Below are 24,443 nucleotides of genomic sequence, written 5' to 3' on the forward strand. Positions count from 1 at the left end.
GTTTACAGTGCAGTAACCTTCCCGTAAAATGCCCGCTCGCATGAAATGACAATAGAGCCCTTGTTATTGAGGTCGCTAGATGAGACTCAAGAAATACAATAAAATTTTTGGGATGCTGTCTTTATTTGCAGCCACTGTTCTACTGAGCGGTTGCGATATGGCGCTAATGAACCCCAAAGGAGAGATCGGGTTAGAACAAAGATCGCTAATACTGACTGCCATCGGGCTGATGTTGATCGTTGTGATTCCCGTTATCGTTATGACGATAGCTTTTGCCTGGAAGTTCCGTGCTTCTAATGAAAAGGCAAAATATACCCCGAACTGGTCACACTCCAACAAGATAGAAGCTGTAGTCTGGACTGTACCAATTATCATTATCGTTATTCTTGGCACGATTACCTGGAAGACGACTCACTCGCTTGATCCGTACAAGCCGCTGGTATCAGACGTCAAACCTATCAATGTCGAAGTTGTTTCGCTTGACTGGAAATGGTTGTTTGTTTACCCAGATCTTGGTATCGCTACGGTTAACGAATTGGCTTTCCCTGCCAATGTGCCTGTTGCATTCAAGATCACATCCGACTCCGTGATGAACTCCTTCTTCATCCCTCGTCTTGGTGGACAGATTTATGCCATGGCCGGAATGCAGACGAAGCTCCATTTAATTGCTAATGAACCGGGCAAATATGACGGTATCTCTGGCGGTTATAGTGGTAAAGGCTTCTCTGGTATGAAGTTCACAGCGATTGCCACACCAACCCAGCAGGAATTCGATCAGTGGGTTGCGAACGTTCGTGCGTCCGCCAAGACACTGAATACCATGGATGAATTCAACACGTTGGCTAAGCCAAGTGAATTCCATCCTGTCGAATACTTCTCCAGTGTCCAGCCGGATTTGTTCAATAATATTATTCGCAAATTCATAGGCAATGACATGAACATGCAACATCATGGTGAAGGCATGAAGCCCGATGAAAACATGCAACACGGTGAGGGTATGAACATGGGCGAGCATAGCTCGCACAAAGGAGCCGAGGGATAATACGATGTTCGGAAAACTTACACTCGATGCGGTTCCGTACCACGAACCCATTATTATGGTCACCGTGGCGGCGATCATCGTTGGTGGCCTTGCGCTGCTGGCGGCAATCACTTATTTAGGTAAGTGGAAATGGCTGTGGGCCGAGTGGTTTACCTCCGTAGACCACAAGAAAATCGGTATCATGTATATCATCGTCGGTTTGGTGATGATGATACGTGGTTTTGCCGATGCCATCATGATGCGCGGTCAGCAGGTTCTTGCCTCTGCCGGGCAAGAGGGCTTCCTAAACGCTCACCACTACGATCAGATCTTCACCGCGCACGGTGTCATCATGATCTTCTTCGTGGCAACCCCATTCGTTGTTGGCTTGATGAACCTTGCGGTTCCCTTGCAGATCGGTGCGCGTGACGTTGCTTTCCCATTCTTGAACTCCCTCAGCTTCTGGCTGTTTGTGGCTGGCGTTATCTTGATCAACCTCTCTCTCGGGGTCGGTGAGTTCGCGCAGACTGGCTGGGTGGCCTATCCGCCGCTTTCAGGAAAGGAGTACAGTCCCGGCGTCGGGGTCGATTACTGGATATGGAGTCTACAGATATCCGGTATAGGTACCACGCTGACTGGCGTTAACTTCTTCGCGACAATTCTGAAGATGCGTGCGCCAGGCATGACGCTGATGAAAATGCCAGTATTTACCTGGACAGCGCTGTGTACCAACGTGCTGATCATTGCCGCATTCCCGATATTGACCGTTACCATTGCGCTGCTGACGCTTGACCGTTACCTCGGCACCCATTTCTTTACCAATGATATGGGTGGCAACATGATGATGTACATCAACCTGATTTGGGCATGGGGTCATCCTGAGGTTTACATTCTGGTGCTGCCGATATTCGGTGTTTACTCCGAAGTGGTTGCTACCTTCTGTAGAAAACGTCTGTTTGGCTACACCTCACTGGTGTGGGCAACCATTGCGATTACGGTTCTGTCGTTCATCGTTTGGCTGCACCACTTCTTTACCATGGGGTCCGGCGCGAACGTCAACGCCTTCTTTGGTATAGCCACTATGATTATTTCAATCCCAACCGGGGTTAAAATCTTCAACTGGCTGTTCACTATGTACCAAGGTCGTATTCAGCCTCACTCCACGATGCTGTGGACCACGGGCTTCATCATCACCTTCACCATCGGTGGGATGACAGGCGTACTGCTGGCCGTACCGGGCGCAAACTTTGTCTTGCACAACAGTCTGTTCCTGATTGCTCACTTCCATAACGTGATCATCGGCGGCGTGGTGTTTGGTTGCTTCGCGGGTATTACTTACTGGTTCCCGAAAGCCTTTGGTTTCACGCTGAACGAAACCTGGGGTAAACGCGCGTTCTGGTTCTGGATTATCGGCTTCTTCGTTGCCTTTATGCCGCTGTACGTCCTCGGCTTCATGGGAATGACGCGTCGTCTGAGCCAGCAAATCAACCCTGAGTTCCACGCCTTGCTGGTTGTGGCCTCCATCGGTGCAGTATTAATCGGTATCGGTGTACTGTGTCAGGTTATCCAGTTCTACGTCAGTATCCGTGACCGTGACCAGAACCGCGATCTGACAGGCGACCCGTGGGGTGGACGCACGCTGGAGTGGGCAACCTCTTCTCCTGCACCGTTCTACAACTTCGCTATCGTGCCGCATGTTGACGAGCGTGATGCTTTCTGGGAAGCGAAAGAGAAAGGTGAAGCATACAAACGTCCTGCCAGCTATGAAGAGATTCACATGCCGAAGAATACCGGCGCAGGTGTGATTATCTCGGCATTTAGCCTGGTATTCGGTTTCGCTATGATCTGGCATATCTGGTGGCTGGCCATCGCTGGCTTCGCAGGCATGATTGTGACCTGGATTGTGCACAGCTTTAATCAGGACGTGGATTACTACGTACCGGTTAAAGAAATTGAGCAAATTGAGAATCAGAATTTTGATCAACTCAGTAAGGCAGGCGTGAAACATGTCAACTGAAACTCTGACTAACCACAATACTGCCCATGCTGAGCATGGGCACCACGACACAGGAGCCAACAAGGTCTTCGGCTTCTGGGTCTACCTGATGAGCGACCTGATCATTTTCGGGTCACTGTTCGCAACGTATGCAGTACTGGTTAACGGTACTGCGGGCGGCCCGAGCGGGAAGGACATTTTCCAACTGCCCTTCGTGCTGGTAGAAACGTTTGCACTGTTGTTCAGTAGTATTACCTACGGCATGGCAATGATCGCCATGAACAAGGGCAACAAATCTCAGGTTAATACCTGGCTGGGTGTGACTTTCTTGTTCGGTCTGGTGTTTATCGGGATGGAAATCTATGAATTCCATCACCTGATCGTGGAAGGTTATGGCCCGGATCGCAGTGCGTTCCTGTCTGCTTTCTTCGCGCTGGTCGGCACCCACGGGCTCCACGTAACGGGCGGTCTTATCTGGTTAGTCATCATGATGATTCAGGTGTCCAAACGTGGCCTGACTGCAACCAACAAAACGCGTCTGATGTGCCTGAGCCTGTTCTGGCACTTCCTCGACGTGGTGTGGATTTGTGTCTTCACCGTTGTTTATCTGCTGGGGGCAATCTAATGAGTCATTCAACAACCGATCATGCAGGTGCCAGCCACGGTAGCGTTAAGTCATATGTGATAGGGTTTGTTCTGTCCGTTATTTTGACAGTCATTCCTTTTAGTATGGTCATGAGCGGCACTGCCTCACATAACGCCATTCTTTTCACGGTGGTGGGATGTGCAGTTGTTCAAATTCTGGTGCATCTGGTGTACTTCCTGCACCTGAATACGTCCTCAGAAGAGCGCTGGAACGTGGTGGCTCTTGTGTTTGCCGTCCTGATTATCGCGATTGTTGTCGTGGGCTCCATCTGGATTATGATGAGCGCACACCACAATATGATGATCCAGTAACCGAGCCGTAAAAGATGATTAAGCAATACCTGCAAGTTACTAAACCAGGAATTATTTTCGGAAATCTGATTTCCGTTATCGGTGGGTTTCTCCTTGCGGCACAAGGCCGCATTGATTATCCCTTGTTTCTCGCCACCCTCGTGGGTGTGTCGTTAGTCGTTGCGTCTGGCTGCGTGTTTAACAACGTCATTGACCGCGACATCGACAAGAAAATGGAGAGAACCAAAAATCGGGTTCTGGTAAAAGGACTGATTTCGCTGAAGGTAACGCTGGTTTACGCATCGCTGTTAGGTATTGCGGGCTTTGCTCTGCTGTACATCGCAGCCAACCCGCTGGCTATGTGGCTGGCGGTGATGGGCTTCGTCGTGTATGTCGGTGTGTATAGCCTGTACATGAAGCGGCATTCTGTTTATGGCACGCTGATTGGAAGCCTGTCCGGCGCAGCACCACCGGTTATCGGTTACTGTGCCGTCAGCAACCAGTTCGACGCTGGTGCGCTGATCCTGCTGTTAATCTTTAGCCTGTGGCAGATGCCGCATTCCTACGCGATTGCGATTTTCCGCTTCAAGGATTATCAGGCAGCCAACATCCCCGTTCTGCCAGTGGTGAAAGGTATCTCCGTTGCGAAAAACCACATCACGCTCTATATCGTCGCATTTGCAGTAGCAACATTGATGCTGTCTCTCGGCGGTTATGCAGGCTACAAATATCTGATCGTTGCCGCAGCAGTCAGCGTGTGGTGGTTGGGTATGGCGTTGTCTGGCTATAAAAACGCGATTGATGACCGCGTATGGGCAAGAAAACTGTTTGTTTTCTCCATCGTCGCGATTACCTCACTGAGCGTCATGATGTCCGTGGATTCAATGGCTCCAACGCATGAAGTCCTACTGACCTACCTGCGTTAATCACAAGCCACGTTCTATGCATTAAGAAAAACAGGTGGCTCGTCCACCTGTTTTTCTTAATGCAAACGTCCTACACGCTACTCTTCGGGTCGTCACAAACGACGTTGAAAACGCTCCCTGCATTTTTTCTTTTCCCCCTATTTCCCCTTCCGCCAAATCACGTAACAAACCTATCGTTTACTGTCTGGCCAATAACACACTAAAATAGCGCCAATTGTTTTCAGAGGTAATGAATGAACGATAATAAAATGACCCCAGGCGAATTACGCGCCACATGGGGCTTGGGTGCCGTTTTTTCACTACGCATGCTTGGCATGTTCATGGTGTTGCCCGTTCTGACCACCTACGGTATGGCATTACAAGGTGCCAGTGAAGCGCTGATCGGGATTGCGATTGGTATCTATGGCCTGATGCAGGCTATTTTCCAAATCCCCTTCGGTCTGGTCTCCGACCGCATTGGCAGAAAGCCGTTGATCGTCGGGGGGCTGCTGATTTTTGCACTTGGTAGCGTCATCGCTGCACTGAGCGATTCTATTTGGGGCATTATCCTTGGCCGAGCATTGCAAGGCGCGGGCGCCATCTCTGCCGCCGTCATGGCGCTGCTTTCTGACCTGACTCGTGAACAGAACCGAACCAAGGCCATGGCATTTATCGGCGTAAGCTTTGGCGTCACCTTTGCTATCGCGATGGTCATTGGCCCTATCGTTACTCACGCCTTCGGTTTGCAGGCGCTCTTCTGGGGCATCGCCGTCCTGTCACTCGCGGGTATTGCTATCACGCTGACCCTGATTCCTTCCGCACCAGCACACGTCCTAAACCGAGAATCAGCGATGGTGCGTGGCAGTTTCCGCAAAGTACTCGGCAATAGCCGCCTGCTGAAACTGAATATCGGCATCATGTGTTTGCATATTTTATTAATGTCGAGCTTCGTCGCGCTACCCCGCGCAATGGAATCCGCAGGACTGGCTCCGCAGGAACAATGGAAAGTCTATCTAGTCACCATGCTGGTCTCCTTTGCTGGCGTCGTGCCTTTCATCATTTATGCTGAAGTGAAAAGACGGATGAAGCAGGTCTTCATCGGCTGCATCGTGGTACTGGTAGCGGCAGAGATTGTTCTGTGGGCGTCAGGTAACCATCTCTGGCAAATTATCGTCGGCGTACAGCTGTTTTTCCTGGCTTTCAACGTCATGGAAGCACTGTTGCCATCGCTAATCAGCAAGGAATCACCCGCGGGGTATAAAGGCACTGCAATGGGCGTTTACTCCACCACACAGTTTATCGGTGTAGCAATTGGAGGAAGTCTCGGTGGCGGGCTGTTTGAGCTTTATGGTGCATCAGCCGTGTTTATGGCTGGCGTGGCTATTGCGGCCATCTGGCTACTTGTCAGCTTCACCATGCAGGAACCGCCCTACCTTAGCAGCCTGAGAATCGCACTGTCCGATTTAGCATTGCAGGATAGTGAGCTGGAACAAAAAATTCGCACCCAGCCAGGCGTCGCCGAAGTGGTTATCGTGCCGGATGAATACAGCGCCTACGTGAAGATAGACAGCAAAAAGACCAATCGCCAACAGTTAGAACAATTAGCGGGTCAAGCCTAAGTTAAGCAAAAAGCCAGCTTTCGCTGGCTTTTTTCATCGGCAGATGGCTAAAAACATCAATCACGGAAGTTGGTAAATTGGAACGGCTGTCCCAGATTGCCACCACGAATCAACGCCATCACACCCTGTAAATCGTCACGTGCTTTACCGGTGACGCGTACCTGTTCACCCTGAATCTGCGCCTGCACTTTCAGCTTGCTGTCTTTAATCAGCTTGATGAGTTGCTTCGCCAGCGTAGTTTCAATACCTTGCTTCAGCTTCGCTTCCACACTGTACGTTTTACCGCTGTGTTCCATCTCTTCAGGGATTTCCAGCGCACCGCCTTCAATACCTCGCTTAACCAGCTTTTCACGCAGAATATCAACCAGCTGTTGTACCTGAAAATCAGATTCGCTGGCCACTTTGATACTCTGTGATTTCTCATTCAGTTCAAAGCTGGCCGGAACATTACGAAAATCCCATCGGGTGCTCAGATCGCGTGTCGCATTTTCCACCGCGTTACGGACTTCCTGCATATCAATTTCCGAAACAATATCGAAAGATGGCATAATTCGCTCTCCTGACAAATTTGGCTGGCGAGCATAATAACCGCTCTTCTGCGATAAGCAAGATGCCAGACACGATCCCGATTTTTACTCTGCATCAGGTAAACAGGCCGAATAGCACAACATCACGATGTGAATGATAGCCTAAGATGAGCGATCGACAGCGCCCGCATCAAACAAGGGAGACGCACATGAAAATCACCGTTCTTGGCTGTGGCGCGCTGGGCCAACTTTGGCTCGCCGCGTTACATCAGCAAGGGCATGATGTCCAAGGATGGCTGCGCATTCCGCAACCGTATTGTTCGGTCAATGTCACCATGTTGGACGGCCAGCACTGCAATCTCAACCTGACAGCTAACGATCCCGATCATCTTGCCCAGAGCGAACTGCTGCTGGTCACGCTAAAAGCCTGGCAAGTTTCCGATGCCGTTACCGTACTGTTGCCCCAGCTTAACCCACATTGCACGATTCTGCTGTTACATAACGGGATGGGTACGCGGGAAGAGTTGCCGTCACTACAGCAGCCGCTGGTGCTCGGTATCACCACTCATGCAGCACGGCGCGACGCAACCAACGTTGTACACATTGCCGCAGGCACGACGCATATCGGTACGTTTAACGGCGACAGCAGTCAAAGTCATTTAGCTGAAATGCTGCATCAGGCCTTGCCGGATGTCGCCTGGCATACCAACATTAGCGCCACTTGCTGGCTGAAGCTGGCAGCTAACTGCGTCATCAATCCGCTAACGGTGAAATATCACTGCACCAATGGCGAGCTTTCTGCGTATCCGGAGCTTATTGCCTCACTTTGTCAGGAAGTGGTCAATGTCATGGAACGGGAAGGCTTCCATACATCGCGAGATAGCCTGCTTATCTACGTTAATCAAATTATTCAGAACACCGCGGCAAACACCTCATCAATGTTGCAGGACATCATCGCTCAGCGGCATACCGAAATTGACTACATCACTGGGTATTTACTGCGCCGTGCGCGTCTCCACGGCTTAATACTCCCCGAAAATGCCCGCCTGTTTGACTATATTAAGCAAAAGGAAAATGATTATGACCGCATCGGCGCTGGTGTGTCTGGCACCTGGTAGTGAAGAAATTGAAGCCGTCACCACCATAGATTTGCTTGTCCGCGCGGGTATAACGGTAACACTCGCTAGCGTAGCCAGCGATGGCAATCTTGAAATCGTCTGCTCACGCGGAGTCAGGCTATTGGCCGATGCGCCACTGGCTATGGTCGCCGATCGGCCTTTCGATGTCCTGGTGTTACCGGGTGGGCTAAAAGGCGCGGAGTGCTTCCGCGATAGCCCAATTCTGGTGGAGTGCATTCGACAGACGCATCTGGAAGGAAAAATTGTCGCCGCGATGTGCGCCACGCCTGCTCTGGTGCTTGAATATCATCAGTTGTTCCCCGTGGGAAACATGACGGGCTATCCCACATTCAAAGAGAGCATCGCGCCAGAGAAATGGATGGAAAAACGCGTCGTCTACGATCCACGCGTGAATTTGCTAACCACACAAGGGCCTGGCACCAGTATGGATTTCGCTCTGAAGATCATTGATTTGCTGCTGGGGAAAGAAAAAGCCGCCGAGGTCGCCGCGCAGATCATCCTGCCGCCGGGGATTTATAACTATCGCGATTAGCGTAGATGAAAAAGGCGCGTACGCGCCTTATTCTATTACGGACGGTATACCTTCACATTGCTAAAACCTTGCTCACGCAGGTAAAGCGCCTGCAAGCGACTCATCACGCCACGCTCGCAGTAAAGCAGGTAGGTTTTGCTCTGATCCAAATCGCCAAACTGCGTACCCAGCTTGTAGAACGGTAAGGATTTGATTTCGATCTGAGCCAATTCAAGCGGCTTATCATCCTGTTCATCTGGAGAACGGATATCCAGCAGTACGTCGGTTGGCGCAAATGATGCAACCGTTTCGACTTCAACCACTTCTTGCTTGGTCTGCTCGGCGATCTCACGAATATCAATATTGCGCGCTTCGCTCACCACACGATCCAGGATAGAGAAATCAAAGTGGCCCTCTTCGGCCTCAATCTTCGCTTTCACTGCCTTCACCGTCGGGCTTTTGGAGATCACACCGCAGTATTCCGGCATCGTTTTAGCGAAATCTTCCGTGCCCAGTTCGCGAGCCTGTTTGATAATGTGTTCTTTATCATGAGAAATCAGCGGGCGCAGAATCAGGGTATCGGAGGCATTGTCGATTAAACGCAGGTTAGTCAGCGTCTGGCTGGAAACCTGCCCTAACGCTTCACCGGTCACCAACGCCTGAACACCGTAACGCTCGGCAATTTTGGAGGCAGCACGCACCATCATACGTTTCAGCACGACGCCCATCTGGCCGTCATCGACCTTCTCCAGAATTTCACCGACAACGGGATCGAAATCGATAGCAACAAAACGAACACGGTGTGAACTTCCAAAACGGTTCCACAGATAATGTGCCACCTGTTTCACACCAATCTCGTGTGCTGCGCCGCCAAGGTTGAAGAAGCAGTAATGCACGCGGCATCCGCGACGCATCAACATATAGCTGGATACACCGGAGTCGAAACCACCGGAAATCAGTGATAACACATCTTCCTGCGTGCCAATCGGATAGCCGCCGATCCCCTCATTGCGACCTTTAATCAGCAGCAGACGATCCTGTTCGATTTCCAGATGCACAGTGACCTGCGGCGCAGTGAGGTTGACTCGCGCAGTCTCAATATGCTGGTTCAAACCGCCGCCAACATAGCGCTCCACGTCCTGTGAGCTAAACTCATGCTTACCGCGGCGTTTTACCCGCACACAAAACGTCTTGCCTTCCAACCGTTCACGATACAGCACCAACGCCTGTTCAAAGATGTTGTGCACGTCGGTATAGGCGTGGTCTTCAACTTCCAGAATATGGTGAATACCCGGAATTCTCGTCAGTGCATCACGAATCGCTTCACGCTGATTTTCGTCTTTAGCCCGAACTTCGATATGATCCCAGTGACGGACAACCGCCAGCGTTTCATCATAGTGTTTTAATACGTTGCGAATGTTTCCGGTTAGAATCTTGATAAAGCGCAACCGAACAGATTGGCTCTTGATGGTGATTTCCGGGAACAATTTAATGATAAACTTCATGGTGGCTGTCGTTACTTGATCAGAAAGGTGTAAATAAATTTACCCTGGGCACTAAAATCACGTTATCGGTAAAATCAGCCAGAACAGAGATGATTTTACCAATAGCATCCAAGGCGCGGAGTATATCATTATATGCAGATATACTGTGCGTTTTAACCGTATAATCGTCGCGCCATCCACGGATGACCAAACGCAACACCACGCTTTGCCGCCACAAGCCAACGGCGTATAACACCAGGATTCCGAAACCACTATGCCTAAGAAGACCGAGCAGCCAGTCAGCTTTGAAAGCTCACTGAACGAACTGGAAAAAATCGTTACCCGCCTCGAATCAGGTGAACTGCCGCTGGACGATGCGCTAAATGAGTTTGAGCATGGCATCCAGCTCGCTCGTCAAGGGCAGCAAAAGCTGCAACAGGCCGAACAGCGCGTACAAATTCTGCTGAGCGACGATCCCGATGCGCCGCTGTCACCGTTTACGCCGGATAATGACACGCTATGACCGATTTCAGCGCGCAACTGAATGCGCATTATCAACGCACTAACCGTATGTTGGGGCATTTCATCGCCAACCTCCCCTTTCAGAGTAGTCCACTGGTCAATGCGATGGAGTATGGCTCACTCTTAGGGGGCAAACGCCTGCGTCCGTTTCTGGTTTATACTACTGGTGAACTGTTTGGCATGCCGCAAGAAAGTCTGGATGCTCCAGCTTCGGCAGTAGAGTGTATCCATGCTTATTCATTGATTCATGACGATTTACCGGCGATGGACGACGACGATTTGCGCCGCGGACAGCCGACCTGCCACATCAAATTTGGCGAAGCCACTGCCATTCTGGCGGGCGATGCTTTGCAGACGTTGGCCTTCTCCATTCTGGCCGATGCGCCAATGCCGCAGGTCTCTGACCGCGATCGGCTGGCGATGATTTCAGAACTCGCGCAGGCAAGTGGCGTAGCTGGCATGTGCGGCGGTCAGGCTTTCGATCTGGAAGCAGAAGGCCATCAGGTCGATCTGACTGCATTAGAGCGGATTCATCGCCACAAAACAGGCGCCTTGATCCGCGTCGCCGTTCGGATGGGTGCGCTAGCCGCGGGTGATACTGGCCGCGCAGCATTGCCCCATCTGGATCGCTACGCCAACGCGATTGGGCTCGCCTTTCAGGTTCAGGACGATATTCTCGATGTTGTTGGCGACAGCGCGACAACAGGCAAACGTCAGGGTGCAGACCAGCAGTTAGGTAAAAGCACCTACCCCAGTTTACTGGGGTTAGATAACGCACGAAAAAAAGCACAGGAGCTCTATCAGGAATCACTGGCATCGTTGGACGATCTTGTCGCATCCAGCCCGATCCCCCTGAATATTGCGCCACTACAAGCGCTGGCGAATTTCATCGTTGAACGCGATAAGTAATTACTTAATGAGTCTCTAATGAGTTTTGATACCGCGAAGTACCCTACATTGGCGTTAGTGGAAACACCGGATGAACTTCGGTTGCTACCGAAAGAGAGCCTGCCAAAGCTGTGCGATGAGCTGCGCCAATATCTGCTGGACAGCGTCAGTCGTTCAAGCGGACATTTTGCTTCAGGGTTAGGGACGGTTGAGTTAACGGTTGCGCTGCACTACGTCTATAACACGCCTTTTGATCATTTGGTATGGGATGTCGGCCATCAGGCTTACCCACACAAGATCCTCACAGGTCGTCGCGATCGTATTTCAACGATCCGCCAAAAAGGCGGTTTGCACCCCTTTCCGTGGCGCGATGAAAGTGAATATGACGTATTAAGCGTCGGACATTCATCCACCTCAATCAGTGCTGGACTGGGTATGGCCGTTGCCGCCGAGCGTGAAGGCAAAGGTCGCCGTACCGTTTGTGTAATCGGTGACGGCGCAATTACCGCAGGCATGGCCTTTGAGGCAATGAACCACGCGGGCGACATTAAATCCGATCTACTGGTTGTGCTGAACGACAATGAAATGTCGATTTCGGAAAACGTCGGCGCATTGAACAACCATCTCGCACAGCTGTTATCCGGCAAGCTATACGCCAGCCTGCGTGAAGGCGGTAAAAAGGTCTTATCCGGCCTGCCACCCATCAAAGAACTGGTGAAACGCACCGAAGAGCACCTTAAAGGCATGGTTGTGCCAGGTACGCTATTTGAAGAGCTGGGCTTTAATTATATTGGCCCAGTTGACGGCCATGACGTTCAGGCATTGACGCATACGCTGAAAAACATGCGCAATCTGAAAGGCCCACAGCTTCTGCACATCATGACGAAGAAAGGCAAGGGTTACGCCCCCGCCGAGCAGGATCCGATCAGTTGGCACGCGGTACCAAAATTCGATCCAGCCAGCGGTACGTTGCCAAAAAGCAAAGAAGGCGCACAACCCACCTATTCCAAAATCTTCGGTCAATGGCTACAGGAAACTGCAGCCAAAGACAGCAAGCTCATGGCGGTCACGCCGGCGATGCGCGAAGGATCCGGCATGGTGCAATTTTCCCGCGACTATCCGCAGCAATATTTTGACGTGGCGATTGCCGAACAACACGCCGTCACATTTGCTGCAGGTCTGGCTGTCGGTGGCTATCATCCGGTCGTCGCTATTTACTCTACTTTCCTGCAACGCGCCTACGACCAGGTCATCCACGATGTCGCAATCCAGAATCTACCGGTTCTGTTTGCTATCGATCGCGGCGGTATTGTTGGTGCAGATGGACAAACGCATCAGGGTGCATTCGATCTCTCTTTCTTACGCTGTATCCCGAATATGATCATCATGACGCCTAGCGATGAAAATGAGTGCCGTCAGATGTTGCACACAGGCTATCACTACCAGAAAGGCCCTACGGCAGTGCGCTATCCACGTGGAAACGGTACGGGTACTGAGCTGACACCACTATCAGAGCTGCCAATCGGCAAGGGTGTGGTGCGCCGTCAGGGAGAAACGATCGCGATTCTGAATTTCGGTACACTCTTGCCAGAAGCTCAGGCTGCGGCAGAGAAATTAAACGCCACACTCGTCGACATGCGTTTTGTGAAACCGCTGGATGAAGCATTACTTGAAGAGCTGGCTCAGTCTCATAGCACGTTTGTGACGCTGGAAGAGAATGCGGTTATGGGCGGTGCGGGGAGCGGTGTGAATGAATTCTTGATGGCGAAACGCCTTGCTGTCTCGGTACTAAACATTGGGCTACCAGACGTATTTATCCCACAAGGTTCGCAGGAAGAAATTCGCGTCGATCTGGGTCTGGATGCCGCAGGCATTGAGCGCAGAATCACGCAGTGGATGGAATAAGCGATTAACGCAAACCGGGGCACATGGCCCCGGTTCAATAGTGCCGTAACGTCAGAATATCGGCCAATGATGGCCTATAAAATAGATAATTCCCGCAGAGATCACCCCTGCGACGATATCATCGATCATGATCCCCATACCGCCATGCACGTTGCGATCAAACCAGCGAATCGGCCAAGGCTTCCAAATATCCAGACAGCGAAAGACGAAAAATCCCGCCGCTACCCATTGCCAGCTATCCACCGGGATCGCCATCAGGGTAATCCACATACCGACAAATTCGTCCCAGACGATGCTGCCGTGATCGTGAACACCCATATCTTTTGCCGTTTGATGACACAGGTAAACACCGATACAAATACTCAGCATCACCAACAGCGAATACAATTCAAGCGGCAGGAAAGACATGAGATACCACAGTGGAATCGCTGCCAGCGATCCTACCGTACCCGGCATCCAAGGCGATAAACCGCTACCAAACCCCGTCGCCAACAAATGCCACGGATTACTCAGCCGTAAGCGACGTTTTGCCACTTCAGCGCCTTTCGTCTTATTCTCGGAATCAGTTTTGCTCGCTAAAATGGTCATACCCCTTCCAGTTCAGCTCGGTCGCTTTATTATCCCTGAAAAAACGTAATCCTTCAGATGAAGGCCCGATTTGCCCGATACAGGTATAGGTGGCACCGAGATGCCCCAAGGCAAGCTCCAGCGCACCACGGTTAATTTCCGGCACGGTAAAGCACAGCTCATAGTCTTCACCACCAGATAACGCCCAGCGCAAAGCCTGTTCTTCGTCAGTACAGCTTCGCAACCAATCAGATTGTGGGATCGCATCCAGATGAATACGCGCACCGCATTCGCTGGCTTTAAGTATATGCTGTAGATCAGAAATGAGGCCGTCGGAAAGATCGATAGCCGAGCTGGCGAGATCGCGCAGCGCCTGCCCTTGCAGGATTCTGGGCTGAGGACGAAGATGACGCTGAAGCAGCCCTTGCCGCGCTCCATCATCATCAACGTGAAGTCGATTCTGGAGGATAGCCAGGCCAGCAGCGCTATCACCTAATGATCCAGTAACATAAATCCAATCGCCAATTCTGGCCCCACGGCGCGTTAACGCTCGGCCAACAGGCACCAGACCGTGGATAGTCAGCGTAAGGCTAAGCGGACCGCGCGTCGTATCACCGCCCACCAACTGCATGCCATAGTAATCAAGCAGTTCAAATAAGCTGTCACTGTACGCGGACAGCCATTGGCTGTTGCTTTGAGGTAGGGTAATAGCGAGAGAAAGCCAGGCAGGATCGGCGCCCATTGCAGCCAGATCGCTTAAATTCACTGCCAGAGATTTGTAACCCAGATCGGCGGGATCGATATCAGGTAGGAAATGAACACCAGATACCAGCGTGTCGGTACTCACCGCCAGCATCTGCTTATCTGCCACCGTCAGTAACGCACAGTCATCACCGATGCCTAATTCAACATCGCGACGTGAACTTCGAACCCGATTAAAATAGCGGGCAATAAGGTCAAACTCACCTTCAACCATAACCTTTCCAGCCAGCCTATCATTCAAAAGCGATCAGGGCCGGATATCCGGCCCTGATTCGATTCATTTTACTTCTTGCCTTTCCGTACACTCGGAGCAGCTTTGTCGAGCACGCCATTCACAAACTTATGGCTATCTTCAGCGCCGAAGATTTTAGCCAGTTCGATGGCCTCGTTAATCGCCACCTTGTAAGGAACGTCTTCGCGCTTGCTCAGCTCAAACATCGCCAAACGCAGAATCGCTTTTTCAACCTGTCCCAATTCGTTAATCTGGCGAGACAGGAAAGGTGCCATCAGTTGATCAAGCTTCTCAGCTTGAGTGGCAACGCCCGCCAGCAATTCACGGAAATAGGTAATGTCGACATCTTTGACATCCTGCTCGCTCAGGAATTGGTGTTCAACATCGGCAATATCATTTTTAGATAATTGCCAGGAGTAAAGCGCTTGAACCGCACATTCACGAGCGCGGCGACGAGCAGCAGGTTTCACGGAATTCCCCTTACTTAATCAGGCTTACTTAATCGCTTTCAATACATTAATCATTTCTAGCGCGGTCAAGGCAGCTTCTGCACCTTTGTTCCCCGCTTTCGTGCCAGCACGCTCAATCGCCTGTTCAATACTTTCCGTCGTCAGAACGCCGAAAGAAACAGGGATTTCGCTGTCCATCGCAACGGAGGACAGGCCAGAGCTACATTCGCCAGCAACAAATTCAAAATGCGCTGTTCCACCACGGATGACCGTTCCCAGAGCAATAACAGCATCATAACCGCCATTTTTCGCACTTTTAGTCAGCGCACGAACCGTCAATGGCAGTTCGTAAGCACCCGGCACCCAGACAACGGTGATGTTTTCGTCTTTAACCTGACCGATGCGTTTCAAGGCATCAATCGCACCTTGCAGCAGGCTGTCGTTAATAAAATGGTTAAAACGCGCAATCGCAATCGCCACACGAGCATCAGGAGTAGCAACAACACCTTCGATAACGTTCATAGCTTTCCTTTATCTGGTCTTTATGCCCCGTAGGGGGGCGGATTCTATCATAATTTTTGCTGGCACGTATTCGGTTTTGTCGAACACGCACCGCGTATTTACATGCACATCAGAATTTGGGTCTCAGGCGTAATCGTAAATCTGGGCCAACCTGGCGCACCTCTGCGATGTCAAATTCCGGTGCCTGAGACAGCTGATTCAGCCCAGGCAAGAGGCACAGCGAACGGGCATTTTCACCCAATAGTTTGGGGGCAAGATAAACGATAAGCTCATCAACGACACCAGCATTAAGCAGCGCCCCTGCCAGACTGGCACCCGCTTCAACCCAGACAGAGTTAATCTGACGTCTTCCCAGCACCATCATCAGCGCCACCAGATCAACCCCACCATTGTGCTGCGGTAGCATGACTTGTTCAACGCCCAGTGGCCATGCCTGCTCATCAGCCTGCACCCGCGCTAGCCAGGTCTCACCCGGTTGGCTAACAATCCGATGCTGTGGTGTAACCCGCTGTTGGCCGTCCACAATGACCCGAACAGGCTGTCTGAGATCGGCTTCGGAATAGCGCTTCTGGACATCAGCATCCAGCTCTGACCACCGTACAGTGAGAGAAGGATCGTCGGCCAAGACTGTCGCACTGCTGCTTAGAATCGCCGCACTCTCAGCGCGAAAACGCTGTACATCCTGCCGCGCCTGCGGTGAAGTAATCCACTGGCTTTCTCCCGATGCCATCGCAGTGCGCCCATCCAAAGATGCCGCCATTTTGAGTTGTACGTAAGGAAAACCCGTCCGCATGCGTTTCAGGAAACCTACATTAACTTTCTCGGCTTCAGCCATCATCAAGCCATGACTAACGGCAATCCCCGCCTGCTGTAAGCGATGTAAACCACGACCCGCAACCTGCGGGTTTGGATCCTGCATTGCAGCAACCACACGGGAAACGCCAGCAGTAATCAGCGCATCGGCGCAAGGCGGCGTTCGGCCATGGTGGCTGCACGGTTCCAGCGTGACATAGGCCGTGGCGCCATGCGCACGTTCCCCCGCCATTCTCAGCGCATGTACCTCTGCGTGAGGTTCACCAGCACGGAAATGGTAGCCTTCGCCGACAATTTCGCCATCACGCACGATCACGCAGCCAACATTAGGGTTGGGTGCTGTCGTAAAACGGCCACGGCGCGCCAGTTCTAACGCTCGCGCCATGTATAATTCATCCTGCGGCGACTGGCCGTTTTCCTGAAAAGCACTCATTCCCGAACCTCTTATCTCTGTCGAATCGACACGATTTAATCCTGCAAACGCGCAATCTCTTCGCCAAATTCACGGATATCTTCAAAGCTGCGATACACCGATGCAAACCGGATATAAGCGACTTTATCCAGCTTTCTCAATGCTTCCATCACCAAATTCCCCACCATCTTGGTGGTCACCTCTCGTTCTCCGGTAGCACGAAGATGAGATTTAATGTGATTAATCGCCATTTCGACGTCATCAGAACTCACAGGCCTTTTTTCCAGCGCCTTTAGCATGCCGCTGCGCAATTTATCTTCATTAAAAGGCTCGCGCACTTCATTGCTTTTGATGACTCGCGGCAGTACCAGTTCAGCCACTTCAAACGTGGTGAAACGTTCATGACAAACCAGACACTGCCGACGACGACGGACTTGCGAACCTTCGCCGACCAGACGGGAATCAATGACTTTGGTATCAACAGCGGAACAAAACGGGCAATGCATGATGTGTCCTGACCAGTAATCCTTAACGTAGAGACAGTTTACCCTGAATTAACGGACTAACCAAAACTCCTGATCCACGTTGCGAAGGGTTTCGCATCTCTTCTGATAGCGGGATGAAAAAAGCCGCCTCTCCTATGACTCAGGCTTAATCACAGCTAAACTCAGCAACAGGGATTAACGGATCAATGAATATACCCTAAATAATTCGAGTTGCAGGAAGGCGGCAAGCGAGGGAATCCCGATGAGCTTACTTGAGTAAGTGATTCGGGTGACTGAACGAAGCCAACGCACATGCGGCTTGAAGTATGACGGGTATAAAACATCGAAAGGGGAACCACAGATATGAGAACCCGATATCGCGTACTGACCTTCCTGCCAGCACTACTTTTGCTTGCAGGGTGCGCCGAACAGCGCCAGATGCCAAAATTGCAGAATCAGATAGGTCAGTTAAATCAGCAATTACAAACGCTGACCGATCAGGCCACCGCGTTAGAACGACAAAATGCGTTGAACTCCCAATCCACCTCTGGCGTTTATTTACTGCCCGCAGCACAAACCAGCACCATGCTGGAAAGCAGTATTGGCAGACTCAGCGTATCGCTACGCAATATCGAGACAGAAGCGAATGGAACAAGTGCGTTACTGCACATTCGCACACTTGATGCGAAAGGGCTGCCAGCCTTTGGCGCACAGCTTGATTGGGGACGACTCGACCCCGTGAGTGGTAAACCTTTAGCTGGCGACACACAGACACAGTCTTTTGTTGTCTCTCCCACGCTGTTACCAAAATCCGAAGCACTTATTGAATTACGTCTGAGCGGCCTGTCGCCGGAAGAACTTGGTTTTGTTCGAGTGCATCAGGTTCAGGAAATACAAAGTCCGCCACCTGTTGCCGCAACCGAGTCCCCCTAACACATGTCCCTGCGCTAAAATGCAAAAAACCCCGCAACGCGGGGTTTTTTATGTTTACGGTCAGCAGATTAAGGCAGGATAGACGGTTGGTCCGCCCCTTCTTTTTCCACTTTTTGAACCAGCAGGTGTTCACGCGTCATACCCAGTTTCAGCGCCAGAGCAGAAGAAACGTAGATAGAAGAGATCGTACCGATGATTACACCGATAAACATCGTCAGTGAGAAGCCATGCAATAACGCGCCACCGAAGACCATCAAAATCAAAATCATCGCCAGCGTGGTTGCTGAAGTGATGATGGTACGGTGCAGCGTCTGCGTCAGAGAAATGTTGGTAATTTCGTAAGGCGTTCCACGACGAATCTTGCGGAAGTTCTCACGAATACGGTCAGACACGACGATCTTATCGTTAAGTGAATAACCAATTACCGACATCAGCGAGGCAATTATCGTTAGGTCAACCTCAACATAAAACAGAGATAGTAGACCCATCGTAATAATTACATCGTGCGCCAAAGCCAGCACGGCCCCCAGCGCCAGACGCCATTCAAAGCGAAAACCGATATAAATAAGAATGGCAATCAACGCAGACAACAGCGCCAATGCGCCTGCCTGTGCCAAATCGCTTCCCACACTCGGCCCGACGAACTCAATACGTTTTACCGTTGCATGCTGCTGGAAGGTATCATTCACCACCGTCAGCACTTTGTTACCGAGCGCTTCGTTTTCGCTGCCAGAAACGGGTGGCATACGCACCATCACGTCACGGCTGCTACCGAAATTCTGCACCTGCGGCTCTGAAAAACCAGAGGTTTCCAATGAGCTACGCAGTACATCGAGATCGATAGGTTTCTCAAGGTTAATCTCAATGACTGTACCACCGGTAAAGTCGAGCCCCCAGTTGAAACCACGTACACCCATGATCGCGATAGAGATAATGATCAGCAGACCGGAAATCACAAATGCCAATGTGTCCCAGCGCATGAAATCATAGACTTTACGCCCATGGTTTAGTTGTTCAATGCTGTATTCCTGTGCCACAACGCACTCCTAGATAGACAGTTTGTTGATACGTTTACCGCCGTAAAGCAGGTTAACGATGGCACGAGTACCGACGATCGCCGTAAACATTGAGGTCGCAATCCCAATAGCGGTAGTGATAGCAAACCCTTTGATAGAGCCTGTCCCCACAGCGTACAGGATGATGACCTTAATCAGAGTGGTGACGTTCGCATCAACAATCGAGCTAAATGCACCTTTGTAGCCCTCATGAATAGCCTGCTGCACAGAACGGCCATTACTGAGTTCTTCCTTGATACGTTCGTTGATGAGTACGTTAGCATCCACTGCGACCGCCAGCGTAAGCACGATACCCGCGATACCCGGCATGGTCAGCGTAGCCCCTGGTAGCAGCGACATCACGCCAACAATCAATACCAGGTTAGCGACCAGTGCACTCGTTGCGATGACACCAAACTTCTTGTAGAAGAAGACCATGAAGAGGATCGATGCGATCAAGCCCCACAAGCAGGCTTCCAGGCCCTGAGTGATGTTTTGCATCCCCAGCGTTGGACCAATGGTACGTTCTTCCACGATCTGGATTGGAGCAATCAGCGCACCCGCACGTAACAGAAGAGAAAGCTGACGTGCTTCGTTCGGGTTATCAATACCAGTGATACGGAAGCTGTTACCCAATCGCGACTGAATCGTCGCCACGTTGATGACTTCTTCGTGTTTTTCCAGTATCGAACGACCCGTAGCATCTTTCTTGCCGCTGTCTTTGTATTCCACAAACAGCGTTGCCATCAGCTTGCCGATACTGTCCTTGGTGAAGTTGGACATGGTGTTGCCACCAGCGCTGTCCAGAGAAATATTCACCTGAGGCTGATTGTATTCATCCGTACTTGATGTCGAATCGGTAATATGGTCGCCCGTCAGAATCACGCGTTTGAACAACACAACGGGTGAACCGTCACGCATGTTTTTCACTTCAGAGTCGCCCGGCACACGGCCGTTCGCCGCTGCAGTCGAATCAGCATTACTGTTGACCAGACGGAATTCCAGCGTAGCAGTTGCGCCAAGAATTTCTTTCGCGCGCGCCGTATCCTGAATACCCGGTAACTCAACAACGATGCGGTCAGCACCCTGACGCTGTACCAGCGGTTCGGCAACGCCCAGTTGGTTCACACGGTTACGCAGGATATTGATGTTCTGCTGTACTGCGTATTCACGTGCTTCACGCAGACGCTCGTCAGACATCACTGCGCGTAGCAAGTTGCTACCGCTGCTGCTGAGAACCAGATTGCGGTGACGAGACGTCAGATAATTGAGGCCATCATCACGCGTTTGAGCATCACGGAAACGAATTTCGACGCCGTAATTATCAATCTTGCGCACAGCGGCATAAGGAATGTTCTTTTCACGCAGATCGCTGCGCAAAGAGTCCATGGTTTGTTCTTGCAGTTTACCCAGCGCTGTATCCATATCCACTTCCATCAGGAAGTGGACGCCGCCGCGCAGGTCAAGCCCCAATTTCATCGGTTCAGCGCCTAACAACCGCAGCCAGGTTGGCGTGGCAGGTGCAAGGTTTAGCGCGACGACGAATTTTTCGCCCAGCTCATTAACGAGCGCTTCACGCGCGCGGAGCTGAATATCAGGGTTAGAGAAGCGAGCCAGAATTGCACCGTTTTCCAACGCAACTGACTTACTGGTAATATTTTGTTCTTTTAGAACATTCTGGACTTGGATCAGCGTCGTTTCGCTGGCGGCGGTTCCCCGCGCGCCAGTAACTTGTACCGCCGGATCCTCACCATATAGGTTAGGAAGTGCGTAGAGCAGGCCGACAAACAACACCACGACCAGCATCAGGTACTTCCACAAAGGATAACGATTTAACACGGCAGTTCCCTTCGGGAAAATCGGAAATTACAGGGCCTTAATCGTGCCCTTCGGCAGCACGGCAGCCACAAAATCACGTTTGATAACCACTTCATTGGTTTCGTTCAACGCAATCGCAATATAGCCAGTGTCGGACACTTTGGTCACGCGACCAACCAGACCGCCAGTCGTTAAGACTTCATCACCCTTGCCGATGGAGTCCATTAACTTTTTGTGTTCCTTGCCGCGTTTTTGCTGAGGACGCAGGATCATAAAGTAGAAAATCAGACCAAAAACGGCCAGCATAATAACCAGAGAGTACGGGCTTCCCTGAGCCGGAGCGCCGGTTGCAGCTACAGCATCGGAGATGAAAAGACTCATTTAAATATCCTCTTTTTTGTCAAAAGATAAGCTATCAAAAAGATAAATTATCAACCTTACAATCGTAAAAACGCTTCACAGCAAAATGCTATTCATAGCAAACGGGCTGTCAGTTGCTTGCGGCAACGTCTTTTTCAGCAAGCGGCGGAATGGCTTTGCCTATCCGTTGGTAAAAATCCACCACAAAGTGCTCTAATTTACCCTCTTCAATGGCCTGACGTAAACCTGCCATTAAACGCTGATAATAACGCAAGTTATGGATGGTATTGAGCCGTGCTCCGAGTATTTCGTTGCAACGGTCAAGATGATGCAAGTAGGCGCGGCTATAATTGCGACACGTGTAGCAATCACAGTGTTCATCCAGCGAACTGACGTCATCTTTATGCTTCGCATTACGGATTTTCACGACGCCATCAGTCACAAAGAGATGCCCGTTACGTGCGTTGCGCGTTGGCATGACGCAGTCAAACATATCGACGCCGCGGCGTACACCTTCAACCAGATCTTCCGGTTTGCCAACACCCATCAAATAGCGCGGCTTATCTTCTGGAATCTGCGGGCAAACGTGCTCCAGAATACGGTGCATGTCTTCTTTCGGTTCACCCACCGCCAAACCGCCCACAGCGTACCCATCAAAGCCAATGTCTACCAGCCCTTTTACGGATACATCACGTAAATCTTCGTAAACACTACCCTGAATAATGCCGAACAGCGCATTTTTATTCTCTAGCTCGTCAAAACGCTCGCGGCTGCGTTTCGCCCAACGCAGTGACATCTCCATGGAGCGCTTGGCGTAATCCCAATCGGCAGGATACGGCGTACACTCATCAAAGATCATCACGATATCGGAACCGAGATCGTGCTGAATCTCCATCGATTTTTCCGGGCTAAGGAAAATCGAGTCTCCGTTGATCGGATTACGGAAGTGCACACCCTGCTCGGTAATCTTGCGAATATCGCCGAGACTGAACACCTGAAAACCGCCAGAGTCCGTCAGAATCGGGCCGTGCCAGTTCATGAAGTCGTGCAGATCGCCGTGCAGCTTCATGATTTCCTGACCGGGGCGTAGCCACAGATGGAACGTATTACCAAGCAAGATCTGTGCGCCAGTCTCTTTCACTTCTTCCGGCGTCATGCCCTTCACCGTGCCGTAAGTGCCCACGGGCATAAACGCAGGGGTTTCTACCACGCCACGATCAAAAATCAATCTACCGCGTCGCGCACGGCCGTCTGTTGTTTGTAATTCGTACTTCACTTAGCCTCCAGCATCAGAAAAACAGTCTGATGGTCATGATGTATTAATGCCTGACAGAGCGTGATCTGTGGCATCACTATTATGTAGAAAGCAGGATTTATCCCACTTTCTCTTGTTCGGCCATCGGGTTATGCGTAATAAACATCGCATCACCGTAGCTGAAAAAACGATACTGCTCTGCCACCGCTTCACGGTAGGCAGACATCGTGTTCTGGTAACCGGCAAAGGCCGACACCAGCATAATTAACGTCGACTCGGGCAAATGGAAATTGGTCACCAGCGCATCAATAATGCGGTAGTGATAGCCCGGATAGATAAAAATCTTGGTATCACCGAAGAACGGAGCGATCGGCGCATCCTGACTGGCCTGCGCAGCACTTTCCAGTGAACGTACCGAGGTAGTGCCAACCGCGATCACGCGATTTCCACGCGCCTTGCTCGCCAGCACAGCATCGACGACATCTTGCGGCACTTCGGCATATTCAGCATGCATGATGTGATCTTCAATCGTATCAACGCGTACCGGCTGGAAAGTACCTGCACCCACGTGCAGCGTAACGAACGCCATTTCGATGCCCTTCTCGCGCAGCGCGGCCAACATCGGCTCATCAAAATGTAAGCCCGCCGTCGGCGCAGCTACAGCCCCCGGACGCTGGCTATACACCGTCTGATAAAGCTCACGGTCGGCGTCTTCATCAGGCCGGTCGATGTAAGGCGGCAGCGGCATATGACCGATGTCATTCAGAATCGACAGGACATCGCGAGCGTCATCGAAATGCAGCTCAAATAGCGCGTCATGACGAGCGACCATCGTAGCCTTGACGCTTTCATCATCACCCAGCAGCAGTTCCGTGCCCGGCTTTGGCGCTTTTGACGCCCGAACGTGGGCGAGAATACGATGGTCATCCAACACACGTTCCACCAGCACTTCCAGCTTGCCGCCACTGACTTTGCGACCAAACAAGCGTGCCGGAATCACACGCGTGTTGTTGAATACCAGCAAATCACCCGGATTCAATTTCTCCAGCAAATCGGTAAACACACCGTGCGTTAGATCCCCCGTCGGCCCATCCAGCGACAACAGGCGGCAACCACTACGTTCCGCTTGTGGATAATGGGCAATCAATGATTCAGGAAGTTCAAACGAAAAATCGGCAACACGCATGGCAATTCACTTAGCTGTTAATACATAAAAATGGGCGGCCTAGTCTAGAGCCGCAAGCGCATGGCTGCAAGGAATAAGCACCTGAGTCGTGGAATGCATGATACCCAATAGATTTCGAGATACAGGAAGGCGGCAACTGAG

At 51.2% G+C, this 24,443-nt stretch carries 25 protein-coding genes; 12 read left to right on the forward strand and 13 right to left on the reverse strand.

The genetic code is table 11. The features are described 5' to 3' along the window. Positions 1–79 precede the first annotated feature (79 nt). From cyoA to A0G03_RS13545, 6 genes are all read left to right on the forward strand, one after another. Positions 80–1,042 (forward strand): cytochrome o ubiquinol oxidase subunit II, encoded by a 963-nt coding sequence (gene cyoA / locus A0G03_RS13520; protein WP_048259130.1) that lies wholly within the window; start codon positions 80–82, stop codon positions 1,040–1,042. Positions 1,043–1,046: 4 nt separating this feature from the next. Then, positions 1,047–3,038: a cytochrome o ubiquinol oxidase subunit I gene (gene cyoB, locus A0G03_RS13525; protein WP_048259129.1), complete on the forward strand. Its 1,992-nt coding sequence runs from the start codon at positions 1,047–1,049 to the stop codon at positions 3,036–3,038. Next, complete coding sequence (locus A0G03_RS13530) at positions 3,028–3,642, forward strand: cytochrome o ubiquinol oxidase subunit III (RefSeq protein WP_011092735.1); 615 nt, start codon at positions 3,028–3,030, stop codon at positions 3,640–3,642. Before cyoB ends, A0G03_RS13530 begins: the two co-directional genes overlap by 11 nt. Then, positions 3,642–3,974, forward strand: a complete 333-nt coding sequence (locus A0G03_RS13535; RefSeq protein WP_011092734.1) for a cytochrome o ubiquinol oxidase subunit IV — start codon at positions 3,642–3,644, stop codon at positions 3,972–3,974. Before A0G03_RS13530 ends, A0G03_RS13535 begins: the two co-directional genes overlap by 1 nt. A gap of 14 nt (positions 3,975–3,988) precedes the next feature. After that, positions 3,989–4,879, forward strand: a complete 891-nt coding sequence (gene cyoE / locus A0G03_RS13540; protein ID WP_039301634.1) for a heme o synthase — start codon at positions 3,989–3,991, stop codon at positions 4,877–4,879. 233 nt (positions 4,880–5,112) lie between these two features. Further along, a complete protein-coding gene (locus A0G03_RS13545) occupies positions 5,113–6,477 on the forward strand; it encodes an MFS transporter (protein WP_048259128.1) in 1,365 nt (454 codons plus the stop codon). Between the two features lie 56 nt (positions 6,478–6,533). Here A0G03_RS13545 and A0G03_RS13550 read toward each other — a convergent pair whose 3' ends face one another. Continuing rightward, entirely contained in the window at positions 6,534–7,025 is a 492-nt protein-coding gene (locus A0G03_RS13550) for a YajQ family cyclic di-GMP-binding protein (RefSeq protein WP_011092731.1), read from the reverse strand. 188 nt (positions 7,026–7,213) lie between these two features. On the opposite strand from A0G03_RS13550, the gene panE reads away from it, so the two are divergent. Then, entirely contained in the window at positions 7,214–8,122 is a 909-nt protein-coding gene (panE, locus tag A0G03_RS13555) for a 2-dehydropantoate 2-reductase (RefSeq protein WP_048259127.1), read from the forward strand. Then, positions 8,085–8,675, forward strand: coding sequence for a protein deglycase YajL (gene yajL, locus A0G03_RS13560; RefSeq protein WP_048259126.1), 591 nt, complete (start codon positions 8,085–8,087; stop codon positions 8,673–8,675). Before panE ends, yajL begins: the two co-directional genes overlap by 38 nt. A 35-nt stretch (positions 8,676–8,710) precedes the next feature. Here the strand turns inward: yajL and thiI are convergent, their stop codons facing one another. Then, positions 8,711–10,159 carry a tRNA uracil 4-sulfurtransferase ThiI gene (gene thiI / locus A0G03_RS13565; protein ID WP_048259125.1) on the reverse strand — a complete coding sequence of 483 codons (1,449 nt, stop codon included), beginning with the start codon at positions 10,157–10,159 and terminating at the stop codon, positions 8,711–8,713. Between the two features lie 253 nt (positions 10,160–10,412). On the opposite strand from thiI, the gene xseB reads away from it, so the two are divergent. From xseB to dxs, 3 genes are read left to right on the forward strand one after another with little or no spacing between them, the layout of a single operon-like run. Next, a complete protein-coding gene (gene xseB / locus A0G03_RS13575) occupies positions 10,413–10,661 on the forward strand; it encodes an exodeoxyribonuclease VII small subunit (RefSeq protein WP_011092727.1) in 249 nt (82 codons plus the stop codon). Then, complete coding sequence (gene ispA, locus A0G03_RS13580; RefSeq protein ID WP_048259123.1) at positions 10,658–11,569, forward strand: (2E,6E)-farnesyl diphosphate synthase; 912 nt, start codon at positions 10,658–10,660, stop codon at positions 11,567–11,569. Before xseB ends, ispA begins: the two co-directional genes overlap by 4 nt. An 18-nt stretch (positions 11,570–11,587) precedes the next feature. Then, complete coding sequence (gene dxs / locus A0G03_RS13585) at positions 11,588–13,453, forward strand: 1-deoxy-D-xylulose-5-phosphate synthase (protein ID WP_048259122.1); 1,866 nt, start codon at positions 11,588–11,590, stop codon at positions 13,451–13,453. A 51-nt stretch (positions 13,454–13,504) separates the two neighbouring features. Here dxs and pgpA read toward each other — a convergent pair whose 3' ends face one another. The 6 genes from pgpA to nrdR form a co-directional block, all read right to left on the reverse strand. Next, a complete protein-coding gene (pgpA, locus tag A0G03_RS13590; protein ID WP_048259121.1) occupies positions 13,505–14,041 on the reverse strand; it encodes a phosphatidylglycerophosphatase A in 537 nt (178 codons plus the stop codon). Beyond that, positions 14,016–14,996, reverse strand: coding sequence for a thiamine-phosphate kinase (gene thiL, locus A0G03_RS13595; protein ID WP_048259120.1), 981 nt, complete (start codon positions 14,994–14,996; stop codon positions 14,016–14,018). Before thiL ends, pgpA begins: the two co-directional genes overlap by 26 nt. Before the next feature lie 68 nt (positions 14,997–15,064). Further along, complete coding sequence (gene nusB / locus A0G03_RS13600) at positions 15,065–15,484, reverse strand: transcription antitermination factor NusB (RefSeq protein WP_048259119.1); 420 nt, start codon at positions 15,482–15,484, stop codon at positions 15,065–15,067. A 24-nt stretch (positions 15,485–15,508) separates the two neighbouring features. Further along, positions 15,509–15,985, reverse strand: coding sequence for a 6,7-dimethyl-8-ribityllumazine synthase (gene ribH, locus A0G03_RS13605; RefSeq protein WP_048259118.1), 477 nt, complete (start codon positions 15,983–15,985; stop codon positions 15,509–15,511). Between the two features lie 109 nt (positions 15,986–16,094). After that, a complete protein-coding gene (ribD, locus tag A0G03_RS13610) occupies positions 16,095–17,231 on the reverse strand; it encodes a bifunctional diaminohydroxyphosphoribosylaminopyrimidine deaminase/5-amino-6-(5-phosphoribosylamino)uracil reductase RibD (RefSeq protein WP_048259117.1) in 1,137 nt (378 codons plus the stop codon). A 35-nt stretch (positions 17,232–17,266) separates the two neighbouring features. After that, positions 17,267–17,716: a transcriptional regulator NrdR gene (gene nrdR, locus A0G03_RS13615; RefSeq protein ID WP_011092719.1), complete on the reverse strand. Its 450-nt coding sequence runs from the start codon at positions 17,714–17,716 to the stop codon at positions 17,267–17,269. 342 nt (positions 17,717–18,058) lie between these two features. Here nrdR and A0G03_RS13625 point away from each other — a divergent pair, with 342 nt between their 5' ends. After that, positions 18,059–18,628, forward strand: coding sequence for a SadB/YajI family lipoprotein (locus A0G03_RS13625; RefSeq protein ID WP_048259116.1), 570 nt, complete (start codon positions 18,059–18,061; stop codon positions 18,626–18,628). Positions 18,629–18,696: 68 nt separating this feature from the next. Here A0G03_RS13625 and secF read toward each other — a convergent pair whose 3' ends face one another. The 5 genes from secF to queA all read right to left on the reverse strand — a co-directional run bounded on the left by secF (position 18,697) and on the right by queA (position 24,302). Beyond that, on the reverse strand, positions 18,697–19,665 hold the full coding sequence (gene secF / locus A0G03_RS13630) for a protein translocase subunit SecF (protein ID WP_048259115.1): 969 nt from the start codon (positions 19,663–19,665) through the stop codon (positions 18,697–18,699). 9 nt (positions 19,666–19,674) lie between these two features. Then, positions 19,675–21,522, reverse strand: coding sequence for a protein translocase subunit SecD (gene secD, locus A0G03_RS13635; RefSeq protein WP_072062000.1), 1,848 nt, complete (start codon positions 21,520–21,522; stop codon positions 19,675–19,677). A gap of 27 nt (positions 21,523–21,549) precedes the next feature. Beyond that, complete coding sequence (yajC, locus tag A0G03_RS13640; protein WP_048259113.1) at positions 21,550–21,882, reverse strand: preprotein translocase subunit YajC; 333 nt, start codon at positions 21,880–21,882, stop codon at positions 21,550–21,552. Between the two features lie 109 nt (positions 21,883–21,991). Continuing rightward, the gene (gene tgt, locus A0G03_RS13645) at positions 21,992–23,137 is read right to left on the reverse strand and encodes a tRNA guanosine(34) transglycosylase Tgt (protein WP_048259112.1); all 1,146 of its coding nucleotides are present in this window, start codon (positions 23,135–23,137) and stop codon (positions 21,992–21,994) included. A gap of 97 nt (positions 23,138–23,234) precedes the next feature. Continuing rightward, positions 23,235–24,302 (reverse strand): tRNA preQ1(34) S-adenosylmethionine ribosyltransferase-isomerase QueA, encoded by a 1,068-nt coding sequence (gene queA / locus A0G03_RS13650; RefSeq protein WP_048259111.1) that lies wholly within the window; start codon positions 24,300–24,302, stop codon positions 23,235–23,237. Positions 24,303–24,443: the final 141 nt, after the last annotated feature.

Source organism: Pectobacterium peruviense (genome assembly GCF_002847345.1).
Taxonomy (GTDB): Bacteria; Pseudomonadota; Gammaproteobacteria; order Enterobacterales; family Enterobacteriaceae; genus Pectobacterium; species Pectobacterium peruviense.